The sequence below is a fragment of the Kitasatospora sp. NPDC018058 genome (assembly GCF_044327205.1).
In the GTDB taxonomy this organism is placed as follows: domain Bacteria; phylum Actinomycetota; class Actinomycetes; order Streptomycetales; family Streptomycetaceae; genus Kitasatospora.
Window position 1 is genome coordinate 263,005 of the sequence record NZ_JBIRFA010000009.1, and the last position, 23,479, is coordinate 286,483.

The window sequence follows — 23,479 nt, forward strand, 5'->3', positions numbered from 1 at the left end:
AATTGAAGACCCCACAGCCCCGGCGCGGCAGCCGTGCGGCCAAACGCCGGATCCTCCTGGTGCTGACCGCGCTGCTGGCCGTCGCGGGCGTCGTCGGCGCGGTGGCCGTCCACCGGATGACCACCGGAAGACTCGACCACGGCACGGTGTTCACCGAGTCCTCGGGGCAGCTCACCGTCAAGCCCGGCGAACTCTTCTCGATCGAGGTGTTCGGATACCAGGGGGGACGCGAGACCTGGACCGTCGCTTTCCCGGGCCCCGACCCGGCCATCGTGCAGCCGTCCGGAGACGAGTACGTCGACAACGTCGGCATCGAGGACCTGGCCGGCTTCGTTCTGATCGGCAACCGCGGCTCGGGCGGTCACTACTACTTCACCTTCCGTGCCCGGAATTCCGGCCGGACCACCATCGCCGTGCACGCCGGGTACAGCGGCCACAAGTCCTTCGGCGGGTCCGACCAGACCAAGCGTGAGTTCACCGTCGACGTCCGCTGAGCGGGCGGTGGCGGTGGCGGTGGCGGTGGCGGGGCCGGATCCGGAGCCGGGAGGACGCGTCACACCTTCGCTGTCGCCCGGTGCGGCCAGGCGCTGAGCGCCAGTGCCGTGCCGATGCCGACGAAGGCCGCGGCCCCGGCCGGGACCACCCAGCCGGTGAGCGGGTGGTTGCCGTCGTCGCGGCCGAGCGCGCCCAGCAGGGCGGTGAGCAGGCCGTACGGGATCAGCAGGGTGCCCGCCCAGGCGGCGGCGAGCAGCAGACGGCGGAGCGGGCGGAGGCGCGGTGGGCGGTGGGCCAGGACGGCGGCGAGGGCCAGGCCGGTCAGGGCCAGCACGGCGGTGAAGTCGACGCCGTGGTGCTCCAGCCAGATCAGGGCGGTGGGTGCGTCGTTGCGCCGGAACTCGTCGGCCATGTCGAAGCTGTCGGCCAGCCCAGCCCGGCCGCCCGCCGCCCAGTACGACTTCAGGGCGATGTAGGGCAGGGCGAGACTGCTGGCCAGGGTGACGGTGCGCAACCGGTGTCGAGTCATGTCCGCTCCTCGGGGTTCGATGTCCCAAGCCTGGTCGACCCGGCTCCGGTTGGCGTCCTGCCCGGGGTGGGGTCGTTTCCCCCCGGCGGGGGAGGTGCGCGTCGGGACGGCTAGCGGGGCGCGGGTGTGGGCAGGCTCGGTCGGACACGTATGCACACGTTGCACCGGATGAAGGAGCGCATGATGGCCGCAGTGCACGAATCCGTCCTCGACGCGATCGGCGGGACGCCGCTGTTCCGCCTCGCCCGGCTGGGCGCCGGGATCGCCGCGCCGATCTACGCCAAGGCGGAGTTCCTCAACATCGGCGGCAGCGTCAAGGACCGTGCCGCGTTGTCGATGATCCTGGCTGCCGAGCGGGAGGGCCTGCTGCGGCCGGGCGGGACGATCATCGAGGCGACCTCCGGCAACACCGGTATCGGGCTGGCCATCGTGGGCCGTCAGCGCGGGTACCGGGTGATCGCCGGGGTGTCGGACAAGTCGGCGTCCGAGAAGTCGGACATCCTGCGGGCGTACGGCGCCGAGGTGGTGCTGGCGACGACTTCCGTGGCGCAGGAGGATCCGCGGCACCTGTTCAACGTGGTCAAGCGGCTCACCGAGGAGATCCCCGGTGCCTGGCTCGCCAACCAGTACGACAACCTGGCCAATCCCGACGCCCATGTCCGCACCACCGGCCCCGAGATCTGGGAGCAGACCGGAGGCCGGGTGACCCACTTCGTCGCGGGCGTCGGTACCGGCGGCACCGTCACCGGCACCGGCGGGTACCTGAAGGAGGTGTCCGGCGGTGCGGTGACCGTGATCGGCGCGGACCCGGAGTCCTCCTCGTACGGCGGCGGGGACGGCAGCCCGTGGTTCGTCGAGAGCATCGGGCACTTCCTGCACCCCGAGACGATCGAGGACCGCTGGCCGCAGGCCTACCGCTCGGAGGTGATCGACTCCTTCGAGCGGATCCCGGACCGCGAGTCGCTGCTGACGGCGCGTCGACTCGCCCGCGAGGAAGGCATCCTGGCCGGCCCGTCCTCCGGTACGGCGGTGGCGGCCGCGCTGCGGACGGCACGCGGGCTGGGGCCGGACGACCTGGTCGTGGTGCTGCTGCCGGACTCGGGCCGCTCCTACCTGTCCAAGGTGCACAGCGACGGGTGGATGCGGCGCTGGGGCTTCCTGGAGGAGCAGGGGGAGACGGAGGTGCGGGCGGCGCTGGAGGCGGCCGGCCCGATGGTGGCGGTCGGTGCGGACGCGACCGTCGGCGAGGCACTGGAGGCGCTGCGGGGCGCACCGGGCGGGGTCGCCCCGGCCGTACTGCCGCGGGCGGCGCGACCGTACGGGGTGGCCGACGCGGAGGTGCTCGGCTCGGTGTCCCGGGAGGTACTGCTGGCGGCGATTGCGGACGGCGCGGCCAAGTCCGACGGTCCGGTGCGCCCGCTGCTCGGGCCGGCCCTGCCGACGGTCGGGGTCGGGCAGCCGGCGGCCGACGCGCGGGCCGCGCTGGCGGGCGGGCACCCGGGCGTGGTGGTGCTGGTGGACGGGAAGGCGGCCGGGGTGCTGACGCGGGCGGCGCTCTCCTGAGTGGTCGATGGGCCGGTGATCGCTGGTCCGGTGGTCGCCGAGTCGGCGGTCACTGATCCGGTGGTCGCTGATCCGGTGATCGCCGAGTCGGGGGTCACGGAGTCGGCGGTCACTGAGCCGCGGGCGCCAGGATGGCGTGGATCACCCGGTCCAGGGTGCGGTCGAAGGCCTGGTCCGGGTCGGCGGGCGGGCCGGAGGTGGCGAACGCCTGGGCCAGGTGCGGGTATTCGCCGCTCATCGCCGCCTGGGTGAGGTAACCCACCATCTCCGTCTGCCACTTGGCGCCCGCGGCGGCCGTCTGCTCGTACTGGGCGAACTGGCAGATGAACCCGTTGAACAGCGCCATCGCCTCCATCCGCGCCCCGCCGGCCAGGCCGGTGGGGGCGGTGACGGCGAGAAAGTGGTCGGTGTAGCGCAGGGCGTTGGGGCCGATGCTCGGGCGGGCGAGCACCAGGGCGGGCAGCCAGGGGTGGCGGCGGAAGATGGCGAGCTGCTCGTGCGCGAGGCGCGCCAGGTCGGCCCGGACGTCGCCGCTCGGCTCGGGCGGCAGCCGGTACTCACCGCTGGCCGCGTCGAGCATCAGATCGAGCAGGTGCTCCTTCTTCGGCACGTAGTTGTAGAGCGACATGGTGCCCGCGCCGAGCGCGGCCGCGACCCGCCGCATCGAGACGGCGTCCAGGCCCTCGGCATCGGCGATCACGATGGCGGCCGCGGCGATCGAGTCGCGACTGTGGGCCGGGCGGGGGCCCCGGCCGGTGCGCTCGGGGCGCAGCCAGATCAGTTCGGGGGCCTCGGGGGGCACCGGTTTTCCGGGTCGCTCCGCACTCTCGGAGTCGGTGGGGGTCTTGCTGGACGGCACTGGAAGATCACCTCGCTCTCTCATCTTAGATACGTACGGCGTACGTAGTACGATGGCGTCCGCGCGCGCTTCTACGTACGCTGTACCTAGAGAAGGGGCAGAGCCATGTCCGACACCGCCCGACCCGCCATCGAGATGGCGGGCGTGGAGAAACGCTTCGGGTCCACCGAGGCCCTGCGCGGCCTCGACCTCACCGTCCCGGCCGGCACCGTCTGCGGCCTTCTCGGCCCCAACGGCGCCGGCAAGACCACCGCCGTGCGGGTTCTCGCCACTCTGGTCGCCCCCGACCGGGGCACCGTCCGGGTCGCCGGGCACGACGCCGTCCGCTCCGCCGAGGAAGTCCGGCGGGCGATCGGCCTCGCCGGGCAGCACGCCGCGCTGGACGAGGGCATCACCGGCCGGGACAATCTCCACCTCTTCGGCCGGCTGCACCGCCTCGGTGCGCGGCAGGCCCGGGCGCGCGCCGACGAACTGCTGACCCGCTTCGGCCTCGCCGAGGCCGGCGACCGGCTGGTCCGCACCTACTCCGGTGGCATGCGCCGGCGTCTCGACCTGATCGTCAGCCTGGTCACCAGCCCGCCGGTGCTCTTCCTCGACGAGCCCACCACCGGGCTCGACCCGCGCAGCCGGCAGGGGATCTGGGACACCGTCCAGGAGCTGGCGGACGGCGGCACCACCGTGCTGCTCACCACCCAGTACCTGGAGGAGGCCGACCGCCTCGCCGACGACATCGTGGTCGTCGACCACGGTGCCGCGATCGCCACCGGCCCGCCCGCCGAACTCAAGGCGGCGATCGGCGGCCAGGTCTCCGTCACCCTGGCCGACCCGGGCCAGCTCGGCGCCGCCGCCGTGGTGTTGTCCACGCTCTCCGGGGGTGACGCCCGGGTGGACGTGGCCGAGCGGGCGGTCACGGTCCTGACCCGGCCCGGGGCGAACATTCTGCTGCCGTCGCTGGTGCGGGAGTTGGATGCGGCCGGGGTGGTCGCCGAGGACGTCGCGGTGCGGGCGCCCTCGCTCGACGACGTGTTCCTCGCACTGACCGGGAAGCCCCGGGAGTCCGGTTCCGTCGACCTGGGGAGGGCCGCCTGATGGCCGCCACCGCACCATTCGCCTCGGGGCCGGCTGCCTCCCGTCCCTCGCCCGGCGGCCGGCTGGCGTCCGACACCTGGACGTCGATGCTCCGCGTCCTGCTCAACTACCGCCACTCCCCGGGCCTGTTGGTCGCCTCGCTGGGCGTGCCGGTGGTCATGGTGGTGGTCTTCGGGTACGTCTTCGGCAGCGCCATGCAGGTGCCGGGCGGCGGGGACTACCGGGAGTTCCTGATGCCCGGGCTGTTCGCCATGGTCGCCACCAACGGCATCATGCCCACCATGGTCGGTGCCGCCCGCGACGTCGGGCGCGGGGTCACCGACCGGCTGCGCTCGATGCCGGTCTCCCGCACCGGCCTGCTGCTCGGGCAGACCCTCGCCGATCTACTGGTCAGCGTGGTCGTGCTGGCGCTGCTGGCACTGGTCGGGCTGGCCGCCGGGTGGCGCGCCCGGCACGGCGTGGCCGACGCACTGGGGGCGTTCGCGCTGCTGCTGCTCTTCCGCTTCGTGATGACCTGGGTCGGCACGCTGCTCGGCCTGGCCGTCGGCAAGGAGGAGGCGGCCGGCCAACTCGCCGTCGTGGTCTTCCCGTTGGCGATGGTGACCAACGCCTACGTGCCCACCGGCGGGATGCCCGGCTGGCTGCGGGCGGTCGCCGACTGGAACCCGATCAGCTCCGTCGTCCAGGCCTGCCGCGAACTCTTCGGCAACCCGTCCGCCCCCGGCGACGCCTGGCCGACGCAGCACGCGCTGCTCGCCTCGCTGCTCTGGAGTGCCGTGCTGCTCGCGCTCTGCGGGCCGCTGGCCGTACGGAAGTTCGCCATGCACGGACGGTGACCCGCCGGGTCCCGAAATGTGCTGGACACCGGTGCCGGTGTGGTCTTGGGTGGGGCGCCATGGAGTACACCCACCTCGGCCGCACCGGCCTCACCGTCTCCCGCCTCTGCCTCGGCACCATGAACTTCGGCCCCCACGCCGAGGAAGCCGAGGCCCACCGCCTCATGGACACCGCCCACGAGCGCGGCATCAACTTCTTCGACACCGCCAACGCCTACGGCCGCGACAGCGAGGGCAACCTCAAGGGCCGCACGGAGGAGATCATCGGCCGCTGGTTCGCCCAGGGCGGCGGCCGCCGCGAGCGCACCGTGCTCGCCACCAAGGCCTACGCCGAGATGGGCGACTGGCCCAACGAGGGCAGGCTCTCCGCGCTCGCCATCCGCAAGGCCGTCGAGGCCAGCCTGCGTCGGCTGCGGACCGACCACATCGACCTGTACCAGATGCACCACATCGACCGGGACACGCCCTGGGAGGAGATCTGGCAGGCGATGGAGGTCCTGGTCACCCAGGGCAAGATCATCTACGTCGGCTCCAGCAACTTCGCCGGCTGGCACATCGCCCAGGCCCAGGAGGCCGCCCGATCCCGGCACTTCCTCGGCCTGGTCAGTGAGCAGTCCCTCTACAACCTGCTCGACCGCACCGTCGAACTCGAAGTCATCCCCGCCCTCCAGCACTACGGCCTCGGGCTCATCCCCTGGTCCCCGCTGCGCAGCGGCCTGCTCGGCGGCGTCCTGCGCAAGGAGCGCGAGGGCACCCGCGGCCGCAGCGCGCTGGGCTATGCGAGCGAGCTCTTGGAGAAGCACCGCGACCGCCTCCAGGCCTACGAGGACTTCGCCGCCGAACTCGGCACCGACCCCGCCGACCTCGCCCTCGCCTGGCTGCTCTCCCGTCCGGCCGTCACCGCCCCCATCATCGGCCCCCGCACCCCGGCCCACCTCGACGCGGCCGTCTCGGCCCTCGACCTGAAGCTCGACCAGAAGACCCTCGACCGCCTCGACGAGCTCTTCCCCGGCCACCAGCCCGCCCCGGAGGACTACGCCTGGTAGGCCCGGACCTTCGCGCCTTCCGACCCCGACTCCGGTCCGCCTCGCCAGGTCGAGACGGACCGGATCGTCGAGGGGGCGGACCGGACCGTCGAGGGGGCAGACCGGAGCGTTGAGCGGGTCCGGAACCTCGACGGGGCCGCGACCGCCGGGAACGGCTGTTCGCCCGTCCGGCGACGGCCTGGCCGGCTGTGGTAGCAAGTCAGACATGAGGGAGCGGGAGGCGTATCACCACGGGGCGTTGCCGGAGGCGCTGGTGACGGCGGCGTTCGAGGTGCTGGACGAGCAGGGGCAGGAGAAGGTGAGTGTCCGGGAGGTGGCGCGGCGGGCGGGGGTGTCGGCGGGCGCGCCGTTTCGGCACTTCGCGGACCGGCAGGCGCTGTTGACCGCGCTGGCGGACCGGGTGCTGGCGGACTTCGTGCGGTGGCAGGAGGCGCAGGTAGCGGCCGCCGAGGCGGTCGGCGGGTCGGCGATGCGGGCGCTCGGGCTGGGGTTCGTCCGGTACGCGATGCACCATCCGCGGCGGTTCGAACTGGTGCGCTCGCGGGTGTTCACGGCCACCCGGGATCCGGAGCTGCGGGAGCGGCTGGAGGGCATCGACCGGGCGTTCACCGGGCTGATCGTGGCGGACCAGCAGGCGGGCCGGCTGGGACCCGGCGATCCGGAGTTGGTGCTGCTGTCCGGGCAGGCGCTGGTGTACGGGCTGGCGCAGATGATCGTGGACGGGTACCTGCCGGCGGCGAAGGCGGAGGAGCTGGTCGTCCAGGTGCTGGACACCTTCCGCCAGGGGATCGCCAACAGGCCTGATAAATAGCGTAGTTGTGGCTGAAGCGAGCCTTGACCGGGCTCGTGCACGCTGATGTAATCACCGATTACATGGGGTGCTGGTTCAAGGAGGCAGAGATGCCCTTGTTCGCCAAACCGCTGCCGGGCTACACCACCGCCGCCGCCACCGGCGACACCGTGGTGCTGCTGATCGGCATGCGGATCAACCGCTTCTGGGCCGTGCACCACTGGGGTCCGGTGATGTTCGCGATGCTCCGGATGCTGTACGAGCTGAGCCGCAGCCCCGAGCGGGGCCTGCGCGGGCGGATCCTGCTCACCGCCTCGCCGCGCACCTACTACGTCGTCCAGTACTGGGAGTCGAAGGAGAAGCTGTACCGCTACGCGAGCGCGTCGGACGGCTTCCACCACACCGTGTGGGGCATCGCGAACCGCCTGGTGCGCGAGGGCAAGACCCGCCGGCACGTCGGGCTCTGGCACGAGACGTACATCGTCCCCGAGGGCGGCTACGAGTCGATCTACTTCGACATGCCGGCGTTCGGCCTGGCCGGCGCCACCGGCTCGCTGCCGGTGGAGCAGCGCGGTCGGCACGCCGCGCAGCGGCTGGCCTACCGGTCGGGGGAGGGCGAGGGCCCTCAGGGAGTGTCGTGAGTCGTCCGGTCGCCCCGGCGTGAGAGCGTCGAGGGATGGTCGATCAGGGCGGCGCCGTGCGGCCGGCGCGGGTGGTGCGCGAGGTGCCGTACCGGGCGCAGTGGGAGTCTTCGGAGCTGGTGCGGGAGATCGTCGACGGGCAGCTGGACGCGGCGCGGGATCCGCGGTGGGGCCAGTGCTCGGCCCGCCCGGGGCGGCGGACCGTCAGCCGTTGTCCGGCAGTCCGACCGGGTAGAACGGCAGGTTGTTGCGACACAGCGCCGAGATCGGCTTCAACGCGGCCGCCAGCTGGTCGAGTTCGGTGCGAGGGTAGTCCTCCCAGACCCGGGCGGCGGCCAGGTCGGTGGCCGCCTCCAGGGCCTGGTGGCGGATCCGGCCGAGCTCCGTCACCGAACCGGCCGCCGTCAGCCAGCCGCGCTCGACCAGGCGCTCGGCGGCGGCCTCCCACTCGGCGTCCGTCCAGCCGCGCACCGGCTGGAGCTGCTCGCGCCGCATGTCCATCGCGCAGCGGATCACCAGCGCCTCGCAGCCGTCCAGCCCGGAGGCCACCAGCGCGGCCACATGGCCGTCGCCCCGGTGCTCGCGCATCACGGTGGTGGCCTGCCAGAGCCGCTCGTACAGCCCGGTCGGGCGGGGGAGCGCCGCGTTGGCGGCGGCCAGCACCCGGCCGGCGCAGTCCAGCCGGGCGGCCGCCTGCTCCAGCGTCTCGACCGCCTGCTCGACCTGCGCCCGGTCGACGTGCTCCAGCAGGCGGGCCAGCGCCGCCCCCGAGCCCTTCAGCCGGGCGGTCAGGGTCTCCTCCGGGCTCGCCAGCGACCACACCGCGGGCAGCGCCCGCTCCACCATCGCCGGGGCGAAGTTGAAGAACGCGGCGATCACCGGCGGCGCGTCCACCGCGCCCAGCGGGGCCGAGCGGCCGGCGAAGTAGCCGCGCCAGAAGCCGCGCAGCCCGGCCCCCTCGAAGGTCTCCTGACTCTCGGGCTGGAAGTAGGTGACGGCGTGCACCGGTTCGAAGAGCCACCAGAGCGCGCGGGCGGGGTGGACGAGATCGGCCATCGGGAGCCTTCCTCGGACAGAGCTCCGGGCGGGCGCGGGGAGCTCGACTGGTCGGGACGGCCCGGCGGTTGCCCGGGCGGCACGGGGCCGGCGCCGCCCGGGCGGACGCGTGGGCCGCTCAAGTGCTGATGACCACCGGGGTGGCCCCGGTAACCACGGGCGGGGTGTGATGACGGTCACGCGGGGCGGGGGTTCGTTCTCGGCGCCCGCATCCGGCCGGTTACCGGTTCACCGGCGGCATCGCGAGCGGGTTGATCGGCATCTGCTCGCGACAGAGCGCCGCGATCGGCCTCAAGGCGGCGGTCAGGCGGTCGAGTTCGTCGTGCGACAGGCCCTCCCACACCCGGCCGGCGGCCAGGTCGGTGGCGGCCTCGACGGACCGGTGCCGGACCCGGCCGAGCTCGGTGACCGCCCCCTCCGCCGTCAGCCAGCCGCGCTCGACCAGCCGGGCCGCGGCGGCCGCCCACTCCTCGTCCGTCCATCCGCGCAGCGGCTGGAGCACCTCGCGGCTGGCGTCCAGCGCGCAGTGGAGCACCGGCGCCTCGCAGCCGTCCAGCCCGGCCGCGACCAGCGCGGCCACGTGGCCGTCCCCGCGGTGCTCGCGCAGCACGGTCGCGGCCTGCCACAGCCGCCCGTACACGTCCACCGGCCGGGGGAGCGCGGCGTTGGCGGCGGCCAGCACCCGGCCGGCGCAGTCCAACCGGGCCGCCGCCTCCTCCAGCGCGGTCGCCGCCGACTCGACCTGCTCGGGCTTCACCGGCGCCAGCAGCCGGGCCAGCGCCGCCGCCGACCCCTCGGCCCGGGCGGCCAGCGCCTGCTCGGGGCTCGCGTGCGTCCACACCTCGGGCAGTGCCCGCTCCACCATCGCCGGGGCGAAGCTGAAGAACGCGGCGACCACCGGCGGCGCGTCCACCGCGCCCAGCGGGGCCGAGCGGCCGGCGAAGTAGCCGCGCCAGCCGCCGTCCAGCCCGGCTGCCTCGAAGGCCGCCCGGCTCTCGGGCTGGAGGAAGGTGACGGCGTACACCGGCTCGAAGAGCCACCACAGGGTGCGGGCGGAGTGGACGGGATCGGACATCGGGAGACCTTCCTCCGAGGAGCTTGCCGGCTGGACGGGGACGGCCCGGTGGGCGCCGGGGCCGCTCAGGTGCTGATGGCCACGGGGGTGGTCCCGGTAACCACGGCCGGGGTGTGATGACGGTCACGCGGGGGCCGCGGGGTGCGGTAGGCGGTGACGCGGCGCGAGATGATGGGGTGAGGTGCCCGCCGACCGGGCGCCCCAGCCCTCGCAAGCCCTCGCACGAAGGTAGTCGGCCATGCCCCAGATCAGCCCCAGCATCCTTTCCGCCGACTTCGCCCGGCTCGCCGACGAGGCCGAGGCCGTCCGGGGTTCCGACTGGTTGCACGTGGACGTCATGGACAACCACTTCGTGCCCAACCTGACCCTGGGCGTCCCGGTGGTCGAGTCGCTGGCCCGGGCCACCGACATCCCGCTCGACTGCCACCTGATGATCGAGGACCCGGACCGCTGGGCCCCGCAGTTCGTCGAGGCCGGAGCCGGCTCGATCACCTTCCACATCGAGGCCGCCGCCGCGCCCGTCCGGCTCGCCCGCGAGATCCGCGCCAAGGGCGCCCGCGCGTCCATGGCGCTCAAGCCGGGCACCCCGATCGAGCCGTACGAGGACCTGCTGCCCGAGCTCGACATGCTGCTGATCATGACGGTCGAGCCCGGCTTCGGCGGCCAGGCGTTCCTGGACATCATGCTGCCGAAGATCCGCCGCACCCGGGAGCTGATCGCCAAGCACGACCTGGAGCTGTGGCTGCAGGTCGACGGCGGCGTCTCGGCCGCCACCATCGAGCGCTGCGCCGAGGCCGGCGCGGACGTGTTCGTGGCCGGTTCGGCGGTGTACGGGGCGGAGGACCCGGCCGAGGCCGTCCGCAACCTGCGCGAGCTCGCGACCAAGGCGAGCGCGGACGCCTGGTGGGCCTGCGAGCACTGAGGCCCGCCGACGGGCACGGAGGTCCGCTGAACGCGGCACCGCCGGATGGCCGGGCGCGGGTGGAGGAACGTCGCACCGTGATGGATGATCGGTGACGACGAACCGGGTTCCACGTCCTTTCAGGCGGCTGGGTGCGCCGGAGTCAGCGTCAGGTCCGACGGGTTCACGATCAGGGTGATGGGGACGGCGGCCAGTGCATGGCTGACGGGGCAGTTGCGCTTGGCGTTCTCGGCCGCCGCGGTGAACGATTCGACCGAGACGCCCGGCACCGTGCCACTGATCGTCAAGGCGACACCAGTGATCCCGACGCCCGGATGGAACGTCACGTCGGCTCTCGCCGACAGGGAGAGCGGTGGCGTGCCCGCCTCGGTGAGGGCCTGCGAGAGGGTCATGCAGTAGCAGGAGGAGTGCGCGGCCGCGATCAGCTCCTCGGGGCTGGTCGCCCCGCTCGACTCCTGCTCGCGGCCCCGCCACGAGACCGGATAGGCGGCCACGCCGGAAGAGCGTAGGAACACCAGCCCCTGGCCGTCCTGCAGCGCGCCCTTCCACACGGTGGACGACGTGCAGGTTGTTGCCATTACTTCTCCTTGAATCCGGTTCGTCTCGGAGCGCGGACACTCGCCGTCGACGGATACGGCTCGGATCGGTCGAGGCACGCGGGACGGCCCTCGGAACGGCGGTGTCCGCACGTACCTCCCGGGGCTCGCTCGCCGATCACATCAGGCCTGCGCGGACCCGGTCCAGACCCGGCAACCGACGAACGAAATCCTTCGGTCCGGCATGCCCGTTCATTCGGTGCGTGCGCCACGCCGCACCGTGCTTCCGCCGCGAACAGGTGGGCGTCGTCCGGGCTACGGGCACGACGAGATCGGCCGCCGGCTGTGCGGCCGAGTGCCTCTCGGCCGATGCCGAAGGGTGCGCCGTGGCGGACCGAAGAGTTTGAGCGGGCGCGGGTCGCGCGCTTGAGTTTCAGTCGTCCTCGTTGGTGGACTGCTCTCTCAACCGGATGTCCCACCGAGTGCTGGTCAGGACGCGGTTTCATCGACTCTCAGGCCCGTGGCATCCGCCCCTTTTGCGGGTGACGGCCTGGTTGCAAGGAAGTGCAGGAGCTCCCCGATGCCCGACGCCATGCAGGCGAGAGCAAACCGTATGCCGTGGAAGTCCGTGATAGGCGGGTCGGTCGGCAACCTCGTCGAGTGGTACGACTGGTTCGTCTACACCACCTTTGCCACCTATTTCGCCGGTGCCTTCTTCCCCCACGGCAACGCCACGGCACAACTGCTGAACACCGCCGCCGTCTTCGCCGTCGGATTCTTCATGCGCCCGGTCGGAGGATGGCTTCTCGGCCGGTATGCCGACCGGCGCGGCCGCAAGGCCGCGCTCACCCTGAGCGTGGCCCTGATGTCGGTCAGCGCGCTGCTCGTCGCCATGGCCCCGACCTACCGTCAGGCCGGCAATCTCGGTGCGGGTGTACTGCTGGTGGCCCGACTGCTGCAGGGGCTGTCCGTCGGCGGCGAGTACGCCGCCAGCGCCACCTACCTCACGGAGGCATCACACTCGAACCGCCGGGGCTTCACGTCCAGTTTCCAGTACGTCTCCATGACGCTGGGACAGCTGGTCGGACTCGGCCTGCAGATCATTCTCCAGCGGACCATGACCAACGCCGAACTGCACTCCTACGGCTGGCGGATTCCCTTCCTGGTGGGCACGGTGGGCGCCGCCGTCGTCCTGTGGCTGCGGCGCAGCATGGTCGAGACGCAGGCGTACACCGCCGAGGAGCCCGGTGCGGGAAGTCCTGAACGTGGAACCGTACGGGAGCTGTTGCGGCACAAGCGCGAGTTCGCGCTGGTGATGGCCCTGACCATCGGCGGCACCGTGGCGTACTACACGTACACCACCTATCTGACGAAGTACCTGTCGAACACCGTCGGCCTGAGCAAGAACGACGCGTCGCTGGTCAGCTTCTGCGCGCTGTTCGTGTTCATGCTGCTTCAGCCGCTGGCAGGGGCGCTGTCGGACCGGGTGGGCAGGCGACCGCTGCTGATCGCGTTCGGGATCGGATCGCTGTTCGGAACCGTGCCGCTCATGACGATGCTGTCGCACACCCGCACGTTCGGCGGCGCGCTGCTGCTCTCGTTGGCGGCGCTGGTGATCGTCAGCGGCTACACGTCGATCAACGCCGCGGTGAAGGCGGAGTTGTTCCCCACCCACGTGCGCGCGCTGGGCGTCGCGCTCCCGTATGCCCTGGCCAACGCCTTGTTCGGCGGGACGGCGGAGTACGTCGCGCTCTGGTTCAAGAACGCTTCGATGGAGTCGGGCTTCTACTGGTACGTCTCCGCCTGTGCGGGGATCTCCCTGATCGTCTACCTGGCCATGCGGGAGACCGGGAAGGCGGAGCTGCCCCCCGCACAGCGACCTGCCCTTGCCGAGGGGTGCGGGGGTGCAGTCGAGGCTGCCGTGGGAGGGGCGGCTTGAGAGATGTGAACTCCTGCGGCCCCGCGCTCCTCGGCCGGCGGACCAGAGTGCTGACGCTCAAGGTCTACCGGATAGGCGCCGACGGCCACCACCAGGACCTGGCCGAGCGGACTTTCTATCCGCGACCCGGAGGAGGACGTCCCCCGCTGCGGTTCCTATGATTCGTGGCCCGCCTGCGCTTGTCCGCAGCATCGCGACTGATCGCGCCTTCGCCGATCGCAGGAGTTCCGCAGACCCGACTCGCCGGGCCGGCGACGAACGTGACTGCCCATCAGCTTGCTGGTGGGCAGTTCGCTTTGCCGGTCGCGGTCGCGGTCGCGGTCGCGGTCGCGGTCGCGGTCGTGCGGGTGGCTGCCCTCCTGCGCTCCCGGTGTCCCCGAACGTGTCGCGCGCTGGTTCGCGCGACCTGTAGGAACCGGCAGGCACGGACGGGCCGACCACGGGCGACCGTCGTGGGTGGGCCCGTCACCCGCCCGGGAACCGCCCCGTGGGTACCGTTCGCAGCGCCGACTCATGCGAGTGGGGTGAACCCGCGGGCACATGTCCTCGATCGCGTCCCGGTGGGGCTGGACAGGCAACTGGGCACGGGCGACGGCGCCGTGGTCACCCTGCCGGGCAGGGCGGTGGAGAGGGCGGGTAAGGAGGTGCCGGGCGCCGCCGGCGGGGTTCGGGCGCCGGTGGGCGACCGCGGCGACCGGGTGCGTGGCACGGTCGGGGCCGGGCGCGATCGTCCCGAACCGTGGACGGTCCGCCCGGACGGCGTCGTGGCAGTGGGAAAATGGCAGCTCGGGCTCGGCCGTCCAGCAGGTGACCACCATCGGATCCTCGGCCGAGACCATGGATCGGAACGGTGGAACAGCAGCATGGGCGGGCTACGGATCGCGGTACTCGGGCCGCTCCGGGCATGGCGTGGTGAACGGGAACTGGACACGGGACCGGCGCAGCAGCGTGCTGTTCTGGCCGCGCTGGCGCTGAGGTGCGGCCGGGTCGCCCCCTCGGACGAACTGGTGCAGGACGTCTGGGGCTCGGATCCGCCGGCCAGCGCTCCCGTTGCCCTGCGCAACCACGTCTCGCGTCTGCGGGCCGCGCTGGAGACCGGATCCTCCGCGCCGGAGGTCCTGGTCTCCCGGGCCGGGGGTTACGCACTGAGGCTGGATGACCGGGCGTTGGACATCGCCGAGGTCGAGAGGCTGAGCTCCGAGGCGGAGGCGGCCAGAAGCCGGGGGGATCTGGAGGTGGCCGCCCGCCTGCTGACCCAGGCGGAGGGCCTGTGGGGCGGCACGGCGCTGACCGGAGTCCCCGGTGACTACGCACAACGGCACCGCGACCGCCTCTCGGAGTACCGGCTGGTCCTGACCGAGGCGCGGCTGGACCTGGAGCTGCAGCTCGGTGGGCACACCCGGGTCGTCACCGACCTGACCGCGCTGGCGGACGAGCACCCGCTGCGCGAGGGTCTGCGCGCGCTGCAGATGGTGGCGCTGTACCGCTGCGGCCGTCAGGGGGAGGCGCTGGCCGGGTTCGCGACGGCCAGGCGGCTTCTGGCCGAGGAGCTGGGAGTCGATCCCGGACCCGATCTGGTCCGGTTGCACCAGCGCATCCTCGAAGCCGATCCGACACTGTCGGCACCGTCGCGGGCGGCATCCCCACTGGTGGGCGAGCGGGCCGGAGCCGGCGGACCGGCGAGCCCGGCCTGGGCACCTCCGGCGCAACTCCCTCCGGACGTACCCGACTTCACCGGCCGCCGGGAGGAGGTGGCGAGCGTGCGCGACGCCCTTGTCGACGGCGCGCGAAGACGGAGCACGGCGCCCGTCGTCTGCGTGATCCACGGTATGGGCGGCGTGGGCAAGACGGCCCTGGCCGTTCACGCCGCGCACTCCGTGCGCGATCGGTTCCCCGACGGCCAGCTCTACGCCGACCTGCGCGGGGCCGGCCGGGAGGCCGCGGACCCGTACGAGGTCCAGGAGCTGTTCCTGCGGGCGCTGGGCGTCGCGCCGGGGCGCATTCCACTTGACCGCGACGAACGCACCGCCCTGTACCGCTCGTGGCTGGCCGATCGCGGCCTGTTCCTCCTGCTGGACAACGCGGCTGATGTCACGCAGGTGAGCGCTCTGCTTCCGGGCACGTCCGGGTGCGCCGTCCTGGTCACCAGCCGTACCCCGCTGATCTGCCTGCCCGCGACCAGCCGCACCGCACTGGAACCACTCAGTGAGGGGGACGCCCGGAGCCTGCTGGAACGGATGGTGGGAGCCGACCGGTGCCGTCGGGAGCCACAGGCGGCGGCCGACCTGGTGCACGCCTGCGGCATGCTCCCGCTGGCAGTCCGCATCGCCGGCGCCCGCTTGGCGGCTCGGCCGCGCTGGTCCCTGTCGTACCTGGCGTCCCGGCTGGGCGACCGCGGACGGCGGCTCACCGAGCTGGAGACCGGGAGCTTGGCCGTGGAGCAGGTCTTCCAGCTCGGCTACTCGGCCCTGGACGCAGACCAGGCGCGGGCCTTCCGGTTGCTGGCGATTCCCGAGGTGACCGATGTCTCGTCGGCTGCCGCAGCGGCGCTCCTGCGGTGCGAGCTGCGCGCGGCCGAGGCCATCCTGGACGACCTGGCCCATGCCGGGCTGCTGGAGCCGGGCGACCCCGGGCACTACCGCTACCACGATCTCCTGCGGCTGTTCGCCCGCCACCGGACAGTGGAGACCGATGCCCAGGAGGTACGGCGCGAGGCCCTGAGCCGGACCGCCGGGTTCTACCTTTCCGGGATGGCGGCCGCCCTGCGTGCGGAGTGGCCGCACAGCCGGCTGCCCGCCGCGGCCGACCAGCAGGAGGCGCTCGGCGGTCCGGGTCTCTTGGACGACTCCAACGCGCAGGAGTGGGTGATCAACGAACTCGGGGCCATGCTCGCCGTCGCCGGGCAGATCGTCGACCACCCCTACCGGTCGCTCGGCGCGGAGGACACCCGGACCCTGGCGAGTCTCCTGGTGCTCCTCATGCCGTACACCGACCTGTGCCTGCCCTGGCATGTGTTGGGGGTACTGGCCCGCAAGCTGCTGGACGCCGCCGAGCGGCACGGTGAGAGCATCGCCGCCGTGTTCTGCTGTGTCGTGGCGGCCATCGCCTGCGCGCGCACCGAACGGCACGAGGAGGCGCGCGCGCTGGCCCACCGCGCCTGTGAAACCCCGGGCCCGCCGCAGCAGCTGCTGCCCCACCGCCTGGTGCACGTCACGGGAATGGTGGCCGCCATGCGGCCCGGCGGCCTCGACGAGGCGGTCGCGCACTTCCGCCACGGTCAGGCCCTGTCCCACCGGATCGAGGACTTCGGTGTGGCCGCACAGTGCTCGTTCGGTCTCGTCCGCGCGCACCTGGCACTCGACCAGCCCCACGAGGCGCTGGAAGCCGCCCGGGACGCTCTCGCGAGTTGCCGCGAGGCCGAGAGCCCCACCGGTACCGCCCTCGCCCACCGCGCCCTGGGCGAGGCGCTGGCGGCGCTCGGCCGTCACGACGAAGCCCTGGAGGAGTACCGTGCGGCCCTCGACCTGTGCGAGGTGCGGGGGCTTCGGACGCAGCGCGCCCACACACTGCTGTCCTGTGCCTCGGCGCTGGCCGGCGCCGGTCGGCCGGACCAGGCCGGTCCGTTCGCGGAGCGGGCACTGGCCGCGCTCGCAGAGCTCGGCGACACATCGGGTGAGCAGCAGGCGCGAGATCTTCTCGACCGCACCGGATAAGTGCCCCGGCCGGCCGGCGGTCCCGTCGGTTCGCGGGAAGTGACGGCGAACCGTGCGGTGGGCTCGTAGTCGCCGCAGCGTGCTGCGGCCCCGCTCCTGCCCGAGCGGGCCCGGGCGCCTTCCGGCCGACGGTTCACCGGTCACGGATGCGCCGCCTCGACGGCCAGTTCGGCGAGGAAGCGGTCCATTTCCGGGAACCACGCCCGGCAGACGCTCAGACGGACGGGCTTGGCTCCACCTGGGGGCTGGAGCTGGAAGGAGCTCCACAGAACCCCTCGTCGGACATCACTGATCGCCGAGCGGGCCTCCTCCCGGTCGAGGGTCAGCGTCAGCCGGTCCGGCTGGCGGAAGAACGCGCCCCGGATCCTGTGCACCAGCACGGCCCGGTCGGTGAGGGTGACGAAGTGGGTGTCCGCCGTGTCGATGCCGGTGATCAGCGCGTCGAGCAGCGGATGGTCCTCTCCCCAGACGACGGCCAGCGTCGCCACGGGACGCCGGCCCGGATCGGCCTGCCGAATGCTCCTGCCAACGGCTTCGATCACGGTCGGCTTGTTCAGCGCCACGGGTCTCCTTCCGTAACCGCGGATGGTATAGACCGGTAAATCTAGGCGCCGGACGACGCGGACACCTGTCGGTCGGGACCGAGGGCTTTCCCGCCGGTCGCGCCGCGGTCCGTCCGTTCGCTGCGACGGCCCTGGGAGGACGACAGCGTGTGCGCCAGCCCCGCACGGCCGTCGATGGCGAGCTTGCCGTAGACATTGGTGAGGTGGAGCTCCACGGTGCGCAGGCCGACGAAGAGGTGCTGGGCGATCTCGCGGTTGGTCATGCCCTGGGCGGCCAGGTTCGCGACCCGGCGTTCGGTGGCCGTCAGGGCGTCGACCCCGTGGAACGAGCGGCCGCGCGGACGGTCGCCGACAGCCCGCAGCTCGGCGAGCGCCCGATCGGCCAGCGGGGTCGCACCGCACTCGTGTGCGACACTGACGGCCTTCTGCAATAGGGGACGCGCCTCGGCCAACCGCCCGGCCTTGCGGGTGAGGACACCGCAGTCGGCCAGAGCCTGCGCGTAGCGCAGGCGCGCGGGTGCTCGGCCGAGGAGTTCCACGGCCTCGCGGAGCATGTCGAGCCCTTCCTGCCCTCCGACCACGGTGCCCATGGCATGCAGGGCCACTCCCACCGTCTCGGGCACGCCCCAGGCACGGGCGAGGGTCAGCTCCTCCTCGGCCAGCGGCCGGGCGGCCTCGCTCTGCCGCAATGCCGCATGGACCAGCGCCGCCTCGGAACGCCACGGGTGGACTGCCGGACTGTGAAAGCCCCGGCCGCAGGTCCGTTCGCCGCACAGCAGGAAGTCGGCCAGGCCCTCCTCCAGCCGCCCCTGCGCGACGCGCAGCCGACCGCGGACCATCAGCACGTATTCGTTGACCCAGTTGGCGTTCAGCGCACCGGAGAGGTCGCCGCGGCGCAGCAGTTCCTCGGCGGCCTCGTGCTCTCCCTGTTTGACCAGTGAGTCCGTCAACGTGGCGATCGCGAAGACGCTGAAGCTGTGGCGCGGCCCGATGCCGATCCCGGCGAGTTCCTCCAGCGCCGACATCGCATCGTCCTGGCACTCCCGCAGACGGCCGGTCCAGCAGTGGGTGTAGGCGCGAACGCCCATGGCCATGACGTGTGCGAGAACGGAACCGCGAGCCTGCGCCTTGCGCGCGGCAGCGTCGGTGTACTCCAACGCCAGCTCCGTCTCTCCGGCCGCCCGCAGGGAGAGGACGGCGTCGTAGTAGACGACGGACTCGTCGGCCATCGGGTCCGCGCCCTGGCTGAGCGCCAGACGTGCGAGGCGAACGGTCTCCTCCGAGGACCTTCCGACCATGACCGCGCGCAGACTCAGCAGGGCTGCCAGGTGGCGCCGTACGCGGGTGTCCGCCGCGTCGGAGATGTCCAGTTCCATCAGCCGCCGCACCACGGCCGGAGCCGGCACCGTGTTGGTCAGGGCGATGTGGAGGAGGTCGACCTCCAGGCACACGGCGTCGACGGAATCGGTCTCCCGGAGGTCCTCACCGGTGCGTCTCAACGTTTCCAGAGCATCCGGGTAGCGGTCCAGTGCCAGCATCGCACCGGCCAGCCCGCGTGCGGCGACGGCCCTGTCCGCGGGATCCCGTGACAGCTCCAGGCTGCGTTCGAGATTGCGGACGGCCACGGGAACGCTGGAGGAGAGTTCCAGTCTGCCCACGGAGGCCAGCAGGCTCGCTCGCGCTTCCTCGGTCAGTTCCTCCCGCAGGGCGCGTTTCAGGAAGGCCATCGCCTTTTCCGTGTCGCCGTGCTCACTGGCGGTCGCGGCTGCGCGGGTCAGTACCTGCGGTACCCAAGGGTGACCCAACGGGCTGTGCAGCAGGTGCCCGGCCACCTGTTCCAGCGGAGCGCCCTGGGACAGCAGGAACCGAGCTGCCCGGACATGGAGGTTCATTCGCATGCTCGGCAGCACGGCGGAGGCGACGGCGGCCGCCAGGGCGTCGTAGCGAAAGGAGAGGCCTTCGTCCGTCCTGGTCAGGCAGTCCGCGCGCACCAACACGTGTGCGGCATCCTCGACCTGCGGCTGCGTCAACCCGGTGACGGCGGTCAGGAGGTCGACGCTCGGCGAGCCACCGAGGACCGCGACCGCCTCCGCGGTCGCGGTCGTGTGCGGAGCGACCCCCTCGATCCGGGTGAGCACGGCGGGGCCCAGATCCGCCGGAACGAGCTCGGTGATCCGCGGTGCCAGGTCCGCGTCGACCGGGCGCCCGGCAGCCCGGGCGCCGCGCAGCAGGGCGTCCACAAGGAGGAGGTTGCCGCCGGTCGCGTTCCGGCAGGCGGCGGTGAAGGACGGCTCCGGGGCCTCGCCCAGCACCTCCTCCGCCAGGCACTCGACGGCTTCGTCGGAGAGGCCTCCCAGCGTCAGGCGGTGCTGGAACAGGGGAACGGCGGCGGCGATGCCCGCCGAGTTCGAGCGCGCGTCCTCGGGGCCGAGAGTGGCGACGACGACCAGAGGCAGGTCGTCGGCCCGGTGCAGCAGGTGGCGCAGCCAGCGGAGGGAGGCGGTGTCCGACCACTGGAGGTCGTCGACGGCCACCAACAGGCGTCCATGCGACGTGAGTCGTGCGGCCAGCTGGTACAGATCGCGGAGTGCGGCCGCGTCCTGTCCGGCCATCGGGCCCGACGGGCCGCTTGGCCGGGGCTCCCAGGGGGCGGGACGCCGGGCGCTGTCCGGAGTCCGCCCGCCGTACGGCGAGTCCGCGCCATCCGCGACCAGGCGTTCGAAGAGCTGCCGGACCACCGCGTAGCGGAGATCGCATTCGAGTGGATCGGCCGACGCGGACACGACGCGGGTGGCCGCGTCGTCGCGGGCCCCGGCCAGGGCGGCCCGCAGCACCGAGGTCTTCCCGCTGCCCCAGCCGCCCTGGACGAGCACGGAGGCGCAGCCGCCTCCCGGAGTGGCCAGCAGCCGTTCGAGGGCTTTCGACTCGCGGTGGCGTCCGCTCAGGACGGGACCGGCTCCCGCACCGTGGGGAGCGGTCACGGCTGGGTTGGCTGACATGTCACACCACTGCTGTCTGACGGGCGACCCTATCCCGGGGGTTGGGCCGCGTTGTGGAACCGGCGGCAGGTGCGGCCGGGTGCGGCAACCGGCGGGGCCGCGGTGGGGCCGCGGGCCGCCTCGATCCGCATCCTTCGCTACGTGTGTAACTTGCGCGCAAGTATCCGGTAAGAGGCTTCTGCGCCGCCTTTCGCCTTCGGTAGGCGTACCGCTGACTCTTCGGTCCCCACCGTCATGTCCGATGGCCGAAACGCGCGTAGATTCGGCGTGACAGGGTCGTGCGGTGGACGTGGTGAGACGTGAAGGTCCCGCGCTCCGAGCCGGCCCGCGTCTGCCTTTCGCCGCCCCGCCCACCGGCCGGGGAGGCCGCTTCGCCACCACCTCGGTCCGGAGCCCCGCCCGCCTCCCGGTCGGATCGACCGTCGGCGGGCTGTGCCGACCCCCTCCACGGAGAGACTCATGAACAGGCCCACTTCCCCCACCGGCAGCTCCCCGGGCGACCAGTCCGGCAGAGTCGGAACAGTCGCGGTCCCCCAGGACACGGCGTCCGCGGTCTTCGAGGAGGCGCAGAACAGCCCTTCCTTCGGTCGGCTCCGGCGTTCTCAGCGCACGTTCGCGACCCTGGCGACGATCGCGGTCCTCAGCCTGTACCTGCTGTACGTCCTGCTGTCCAGCTACGCGCCGGGCCTCATGGGCGCCAGGGTCGTCGGCCGGCTGAACGTCGCGTTCTTCCTCGGTCTGGCGCAGTTCGGCGCCACCTTCCTGACCGCGTGGCTGTACACGCGCCACGCCGACAGGCAGCGCGACCCCGTCGCCGAGCAGGTCCGGCAGGACATCGAGCGGGTGCTGGCGGCAGGCCCGCACGGGCCCGGCCGGGCGGCGGGGGTGTCCGCGTGACCGCTCGTGCCGGACAGGTGGCGCTGGCGGCGGGTGCCGGAAGCCACGGGGACCGTTCGCTGACGGTCGGCCTCTTCCTCGTGGTGGTGGCGGCCACGCTGGGCGTCACGCTCTGGGCCAGCAGGCAGGGCAAGGGAACCACCGACTTCTACACCGGCGGGCGGTCGTTCTCGGGATTCCAGAACGGTCTCGCCATCTCCGGCGACTACATGTCGGCCGCCTCGTTCCTGGGAGTCACCGGCACCATCGCCCTCTTCGGGTACGACGGGTTCCTGTACTCCGTGGGTTTCCTGGTCGCATGGGTCCTGGCACTCGTGCTGGTGGCCGAACCGCTGCGCAACACGGGGCGCTTCACCATGGCCGACGTGTTGGCGTTCCGCCTGCGCCAGGGACCGGTGCGCATCGCTGCGGGCATCTCGACCATCGTCGTCTCCGTCGTGTACCTCGTGGCCCAGATGGTCGGCGCGGGCTCGCTGGTGGCCCTGTTGCTCGGCGTCTCCGGCGACACCGCCAAGAAGTGGATCGTCTTCGGCGTGGGCGTGCTGATGATCCTCTACGTCGTCATCGGCGGCATGAAGGGCACGACCTGGGTGCAGATCATCAAGGCCGGTCTTCTGATGGCCGGAACGCTCGTGCTGACCGTTCTGGTGATGAGCAGGTTCGATTGGAACCTCTCGGCCCTGCTGGGCGAGGCCTCCCGGGCCAGCGGCAAGGGGCAGGCGTTCCTCGAACCAGGGCTGAAGTACGGTGCCAGCTCCACCACCCGGCTGGACTTCATCAGCCTCGGCGTCGCCCTGGTGCTCGGAACCGCCGGTCTGCCGCACATCCTGGTCCGCTTCTACACGGTGCGGACCGCCAAGGCCGCGCGGACCTCGGTCAACTGGGCGATCGGCATCATCGGTGCCTTCTACCTGATGACGCTCGTGCTGGGCTTCGGCGCCGCGGCGCTGGTGGGCCACACGGCGATCAAGGCGGCCAACCCGGCAGGCACCACTGCCGCTCCCATGTTGGCCGAGATGCTCGGCGGCGGTCCTGGTTCGACCACGGGCGCCACCTTGCTGGCGCTGATCTCGGCGGTGGCCTTCGCCACGATCCTCGCGGTGGTGGCCGGGCTCACCCTCACGTCGTCCACCTCGTTCGCTCACGATCTCTTCGCCCAGGCCATGCGCAAGGGCAGGGTGAGTGAGGCGCAGGAGGTCAGGGTGGCACGGCTCGCCGCCGTCGGGATCGGCGCACTGGCCGTCGTCCTGAGCATGTTCGCGGACAAGCTCAACACCGCGGCGCTGGTGGCGTTGGCCTTCGCCATCGCGGCCTCGGCCAACCTGCCGACGATCCTGTACAGCCTCTTCTGGAAGCGGTTCAACACCACCGGCGCCCTGTGCAGCATGTACGGCGGCCTTCTCTCCTCCGTACTGCTGGTGGTCTTCTCCCCGGTCATCTCGGGTACACCGGCATCCCTGCTGCCCCATAGCGACTTCCACTGGTTCCCGCTGGAGAACCCCGGCCTCGTCTCCATCCCGATCGGCTTCCTGCTCGGCTGGCTGGGAAGCCGCGTGTCACGCGAGACGGTGGATCCGGCCAAGTACGCGGAGCTGGAGGTCCGTTCACTCACCGGCGCCGGAGCCCACTGACACCCCCTACGGGCACTGCGGTGCCAACGCTGAACCGTGTCCGGCCGAGACCGGACAGGCACATACCAAGGAGCATGTCTTGAGTAGCGAGATCCTGGCGAACCTCCTCAGGGAGGAGCGGCGCTTCGCCCCGCCGGCCGGACTGGCCGCGAACGCCAACGCCACAACTGCCGACCACGAGCGGGCGGCCGCCGACCGTCTGGGTTTCTGGGCCGAGCAGGCCCGCCGCCTGAGCTGGGCGGTCGAGCCCACCGAGACGCTCGACTGGTCCAACCCGCCCTTCGCCAAGTGGTTCGCCGA

20 protein-coding genes are annotated in these 23,479 nt (G+C 72.2%); 13 read left to right on the plus strand and 7 right to left on the minus strand.

Annotated features, from left to right (window positions below):
- Positions 1-2 precede the first annotated feature (2 nt).
- Positions 3-494, plus strand: a complete 492-nt coding sequence (locus tag ACH4E7_RS15770; protein ID WP_396249591.1) for a hypothetical protein — start codon at positions 3-5, stop codon at positions 492-494.
- Positions 495-553: 59 nt separating this feature from the next.
- Here ACH4E7_RS15770 and ACH4E7_RS15775 read toward each other — a convergent pair whose 3' ends face one another.
- Positions 554-1,024 carry a hypothetical protein gene (locus tag ACH4E7_RS15775; protein ID WP_396249592.1) on the minus strand — a complete coding sequence of 157 codons (471 nt, stop codon included), beginning with the start codon at positions 1,022-1,024 and terminating at the stop codon, positions 554-556.
- A gap of 168 nt (positions 1,025-1,192) precedes the next feature.
- On the opposite strand from ACH4E7_RS15775, the gene ACH4E7_RS15780 reads away from it, so the two are divergent.
- Positions 1,193-2,587 carry a pyridoxal-phosphate dependent enzyme gene (locus ACH4E7_RS15780; RefSeq protein WP_396249593.1) on the plus strand — a complete coding sequence of 465 codons (1,395 nt, stop codon included), beginning with the start codon at positions 1,193-1,195 and terminating at the stop codon, positions 2,585-2,587.
- 109 nt (positions 2,588-2,696) lie between these two features.
- On the opposite strand, the gene ACH4E7_RS15785 is transcribed toward ACH4E7_RS15780, so the two are convergent.
- A complete protein-coding gene (locus ACH4E7_RS15785) occupies positions 2,697-3,446 on the minus strand; it encodes a TetR/AcrR family transcriptional regulator (protein WP_396249594.1) in 750 nt (249 codons plus the stop codon).
- A 105-nt stretch (positions 3,447-3,551) separates the two neighbouring features.
- On the opposite strand from ACH4E7_RS15785, the gene ACH4E7_RS15790 reads away from it, so the two are divergent.
- The 5 genes from ACH4E7_RS15790 to ACH4E7_RS15810 all read left to right on the plus strand — a co-directional run bounded on the left by ACH4E7_RS15790 (position 3,552) and on the right by ACH4E7_RS15810 (position 7,848).
- Positions 3,552-4,535 carry an ATP-binding cassette domain-containing protein gene (locus ACH4E7_RS15790; protein WP_396249595.1) on the plus strand — a complete coding sequence of 328 codons (984 nt, stop codon included), beginning with the start codon at positions 3,552-3,554 and terminating at the stop codon, positions 4,533-4,535.
- Entirely contained in the window at positions 4,535-5,371 is an 837-nt protein-coding gene (locus tag ACH4E7_RS15795; RefSeq protein ID WP_396249596.1) for an ABC transporter permease, read from the plus strand. The genes ACH4E7_RS15790 and ACH4E7_RS15795 overlap by 1 nt, the downstream gene beginning before the upstream one ends.
- A 59-nt stretch (positions 5,372-5,430) precedes the next feature.
- On the plus strand, positions 5,431-6,417 hold the full coding sequence (locus ACH4E7_RS15800; protein ID WP_396249597.1) for an aldo/keto reductase: 987 nt from the start codon (positions 5,431-5,433) through the stop codon (positions 6,415-6,417).
- A 205-nt stretch (positions 6,418-6,622) separates the two neighbouring features.
- Positions 6,623-7,228 (plus strand): TetR/AcrR family transcriptional regulator, encoded by a 606-nt coding sequence (locus tag ACH4E7_RS15805; RefSeq protein ID WP_396249598.1) that lies wholly within the window; start codon positions 6,623-6,625, stop codon positions 7,226-7,228.
- 95 nt (positions 7,229-7,323) lie between these two features.
- Positions 7,324-7,848, plus strand: coding sequence for a DUF4188 domain-containing protein (locus ACH4E7_RS15810; RefSeq protein WP_396249627.1), 525 nt, complete (start codon positions 7,324-7,326; stop codon positions 7,846-7,848).
- Between the two features lie 204 nt (positions 7,849-8,052).
- On the opposite strand, the gene ACH4E7_RS15815 is transcribed toward ACH4E7_RS15810, so the two are convergent.
- Entirely contained in the window at positions 8,053-8,904 is an 852-nt protein-coding gene (locus ACH4E7_RS15815; RefSeq protein ID WP_396249599.1) for a hypothetical protein, read from the minus strand.
- A 220-nt stretch (positions 8,905-9,124) separates the two neighbouring features.
- Complete coding sequence (locus ACH4E7_RS15820) at positions 9,125-9,979, minus strand: hypothetical protein (protein ID WP_396249600.1); 855 nt, start codon at positions 9,977-9,979, stop codon at positions 9,125-9,127.
- Positions 9,980-10,217: 238 nt separating this feature from the next.
- Between ACH4E7_RS15820 and rpe the strand changes: the two genes are divergently transcribed.
- The gene (gene rpe / locus ACH4E7_RS15825) at positions 10,218-10,901 is read left to right on the plus strand and encodes a ribulose-phosphate 3-epimerase (protein ID WP_396249601.1); all 684 of its coding nucleotides are present in this window, start codon (positions 10,218-10,220) and stop codon (positions 10,899-10,901) included.
- Positions 10,902-11,020: 119 nt separating this feature from the next.
- Here the strand turns inward: rpe and ACH4E7_RS15830 are convergent, their stop codons facing one another.
- A complete protein-coding gene (locus tag ACH4E7_RS15830) occupies positions 11,021-11,479 on the minus strand; it encodes an OsmC family peroxiredoxin (RefSeq protein WP_396249602.1) in 459 nt (152 codons plus the stop codon).
- A gap of 550 nt (positions 11,480-12,029) precedes the next feature.
- Between ACH4E7_RS15830 and ACH4E7_RS15835 the strand changes: the two genes are divergently transcribed.
- Entirely contained in the window at positions 12,030-13,376 is a 1,347-nt protein-coding gene (locus ACH4E7_RS15835; protein ID WP_396249628.1) for an MFS transporter, read from the plus strand.
- 863 nt (positions 13,377-14,239) lie between these two features.
- Positions 14,240-17,089, plus strand: coding sequence for a BTAD domain-containing putative transcriptional regulator (locus ACH4E7_RS15840; RefSeq protein WP_396249603.1), 2,850 nt, complete (start codon positions 14,240-14,242; stop codon positions 17,087-17,089).
- Positions 17,090-17,229: 140 nt separating this feature from the next.
- Here ACH4E7_RS15840 and ACH4E7_RS15845 read toward each other — a convergent pair whose 3' ends face one another.
- Together ACH4E7_RS15845 and ACH4E7_RS15850 are read right to left on the minus strand one after the other, a co-directional pair.
- A complete protein-coding gene (locus tag ACH4E7_RS15845; protein WP_396249604.1) occupies positions 17,230-17,652 on the minus strand; it encodes a hypothetical protein in 423 nt (140 codons plus the stop codon).
- Positions 17,653-17,693: 41 nt separating this feature from the next.
- A complete protein-coding gene (locus ACH4E7_RS15850) occupies positions 17,694-20,633 on the minus strand; it encodes an ATP-binding protein (RefSeq protein ID WP_396249605.1) in 2,940 nt (979 codons plus the stop codon).
- Positions 20,634-21,110: 477 nt separating this feature from the next.
- On the opposite strand from ACH4E7_RS15850, the gene ACH4E7_RS15855 reads away from it, so the two are divergent.
- The 3 genes from ACH4E7_RS15855 to ACH4E7_RS15865 all read left to right on the plus strand — a co-directional run.
- Positions 21,111-21,548: a DUF485 domain-containing protein gene (locus tag ACH4E7_RS15855; protein ID WP_396249606.1), complete on the plus strand. Its 438-nt coding sequence runs from the start codon at positions 21,111-21,113 to the stop codon at positions 21,546-21,548.
- Positions 21,545-23,179, plus strand: a complete 1,635-nt coding sequence (locus ACH4E7_RS15860; RefSeq protein ID WP_396249607.1) for a cation acetate symporter — start codon at positions 21,545-21,547, stop codon at positions 23,177-23,179. The genes ACH4E7_RS15855 and ACH4E7_RS15860 overlap by 4 nt, the downstream gene beginning before the upstream one ends.
- Positions 23,180-23,258: 79 nt before the next feature.
- A partial coding sequence (locus tag ACH4E7_RS15865; protein ID WP_396249608.1) for an acetyl-coenzyme A synthetase N-terminal domain-containing protein occupies positions 23,259-23,479 on the plus strand: 221 nt, incomplete at its 3' end.

Bases quoted from the DNA above. Each gene is read 5' to 3' on its own strand.
- ACH4E7_RS15775 (WP_396249592.1), bottom strand. From the start codon at position 1,024: ATGACTCGACACCGGTTGCGCACCGTCACCCTGGCCAGCAGTCTCGCC.
- ACH4E7_RS15780 (WP_396249593.1), top strand. From the start codon at position 1,193: ATGAAGGAGCGCATGATGGCCGCAGTGCACGAATCCGTCCTCGACGCG.
- ACH4E7_RS15790 (WP_396249595.1), top strand. From the start codon at position 3,552: ATGTCCGACACCGCCCGACCCGCCATCGAGATGGCGGGCGTGGAGAAA.
- ACH4E7_RS15795 (WP_396249596.1), top strand. From the start codon at position 4,535: ATGGCCGCCACCGCACCATTCGCCTCGGGGCCGGCTGCCTCCCGTCCC.
- ACH4E7_RS15800 (WP_396249597.1), top strand. From the start codon at position 5,431: ATGGAGTACACCCACCTCGGCCGCACCGGCCTCACCGTCTCCCGCCTC.
- ACH4E7_RS15805 (WP_396249598.1), top strand. From the start codon at position 6,623: ATGAGGGAGCGGGAGGCGTATCACCACGGGGCGTTGCCGGAGGCGCTG.
- ACH4E7_RS15815 (WP_396249599.1), bottom strand. From the start codon at position 8,904: ATGGCCGATCTCGTCCACCCCGCCCGCGCGCTCTGGTGGCTCTTCGAA.
- ACH4E7_RS15820 (WP_396249600.1), bottom strand. From the start codon at position 9,979: ATGTCCGATCCCGTCCACTCCGCCCGCACCCTGTGGTGGCTCTTCGAG.
- rpe (WP_396249601.1), top strand. From the start codon at position 10,218: ATGCCCCAGATCAGCCCCAGCATCCTTTCCGCCGACTTCGCCCGGCTC.
- ACH4E7_RS15830 (WP_396249602.1), bottom strand. From the start codon at position 11,479: ATGGCAACAACCTGCACGTCGTCCACCGTGTGGAAGGGCGCGCTGCAG.
- ACH4E7_RS15835 (WP_396249628.1), top strand. From the start codon at position 12,030: ATGCAGGCGAGAGCAAACCGTATGCCGTGGAAGTCCGTGATAGGCGGG.
- ACH4E7_RS15840 (WP_396249603.1), top strand. From the start codon at position 14,240: ATGGGCGGGCTACGGATCGCGGTACTCGGGCCGCTCCGGGCATGGCGT.
- ACH4E7_RS15855 (WP_396249606.1), top strand. From the start codon at position 21,111: ATGAACAGGCCCACTTCCCCCACCGGCAGCTCCCCGGGCGACCAGTCC.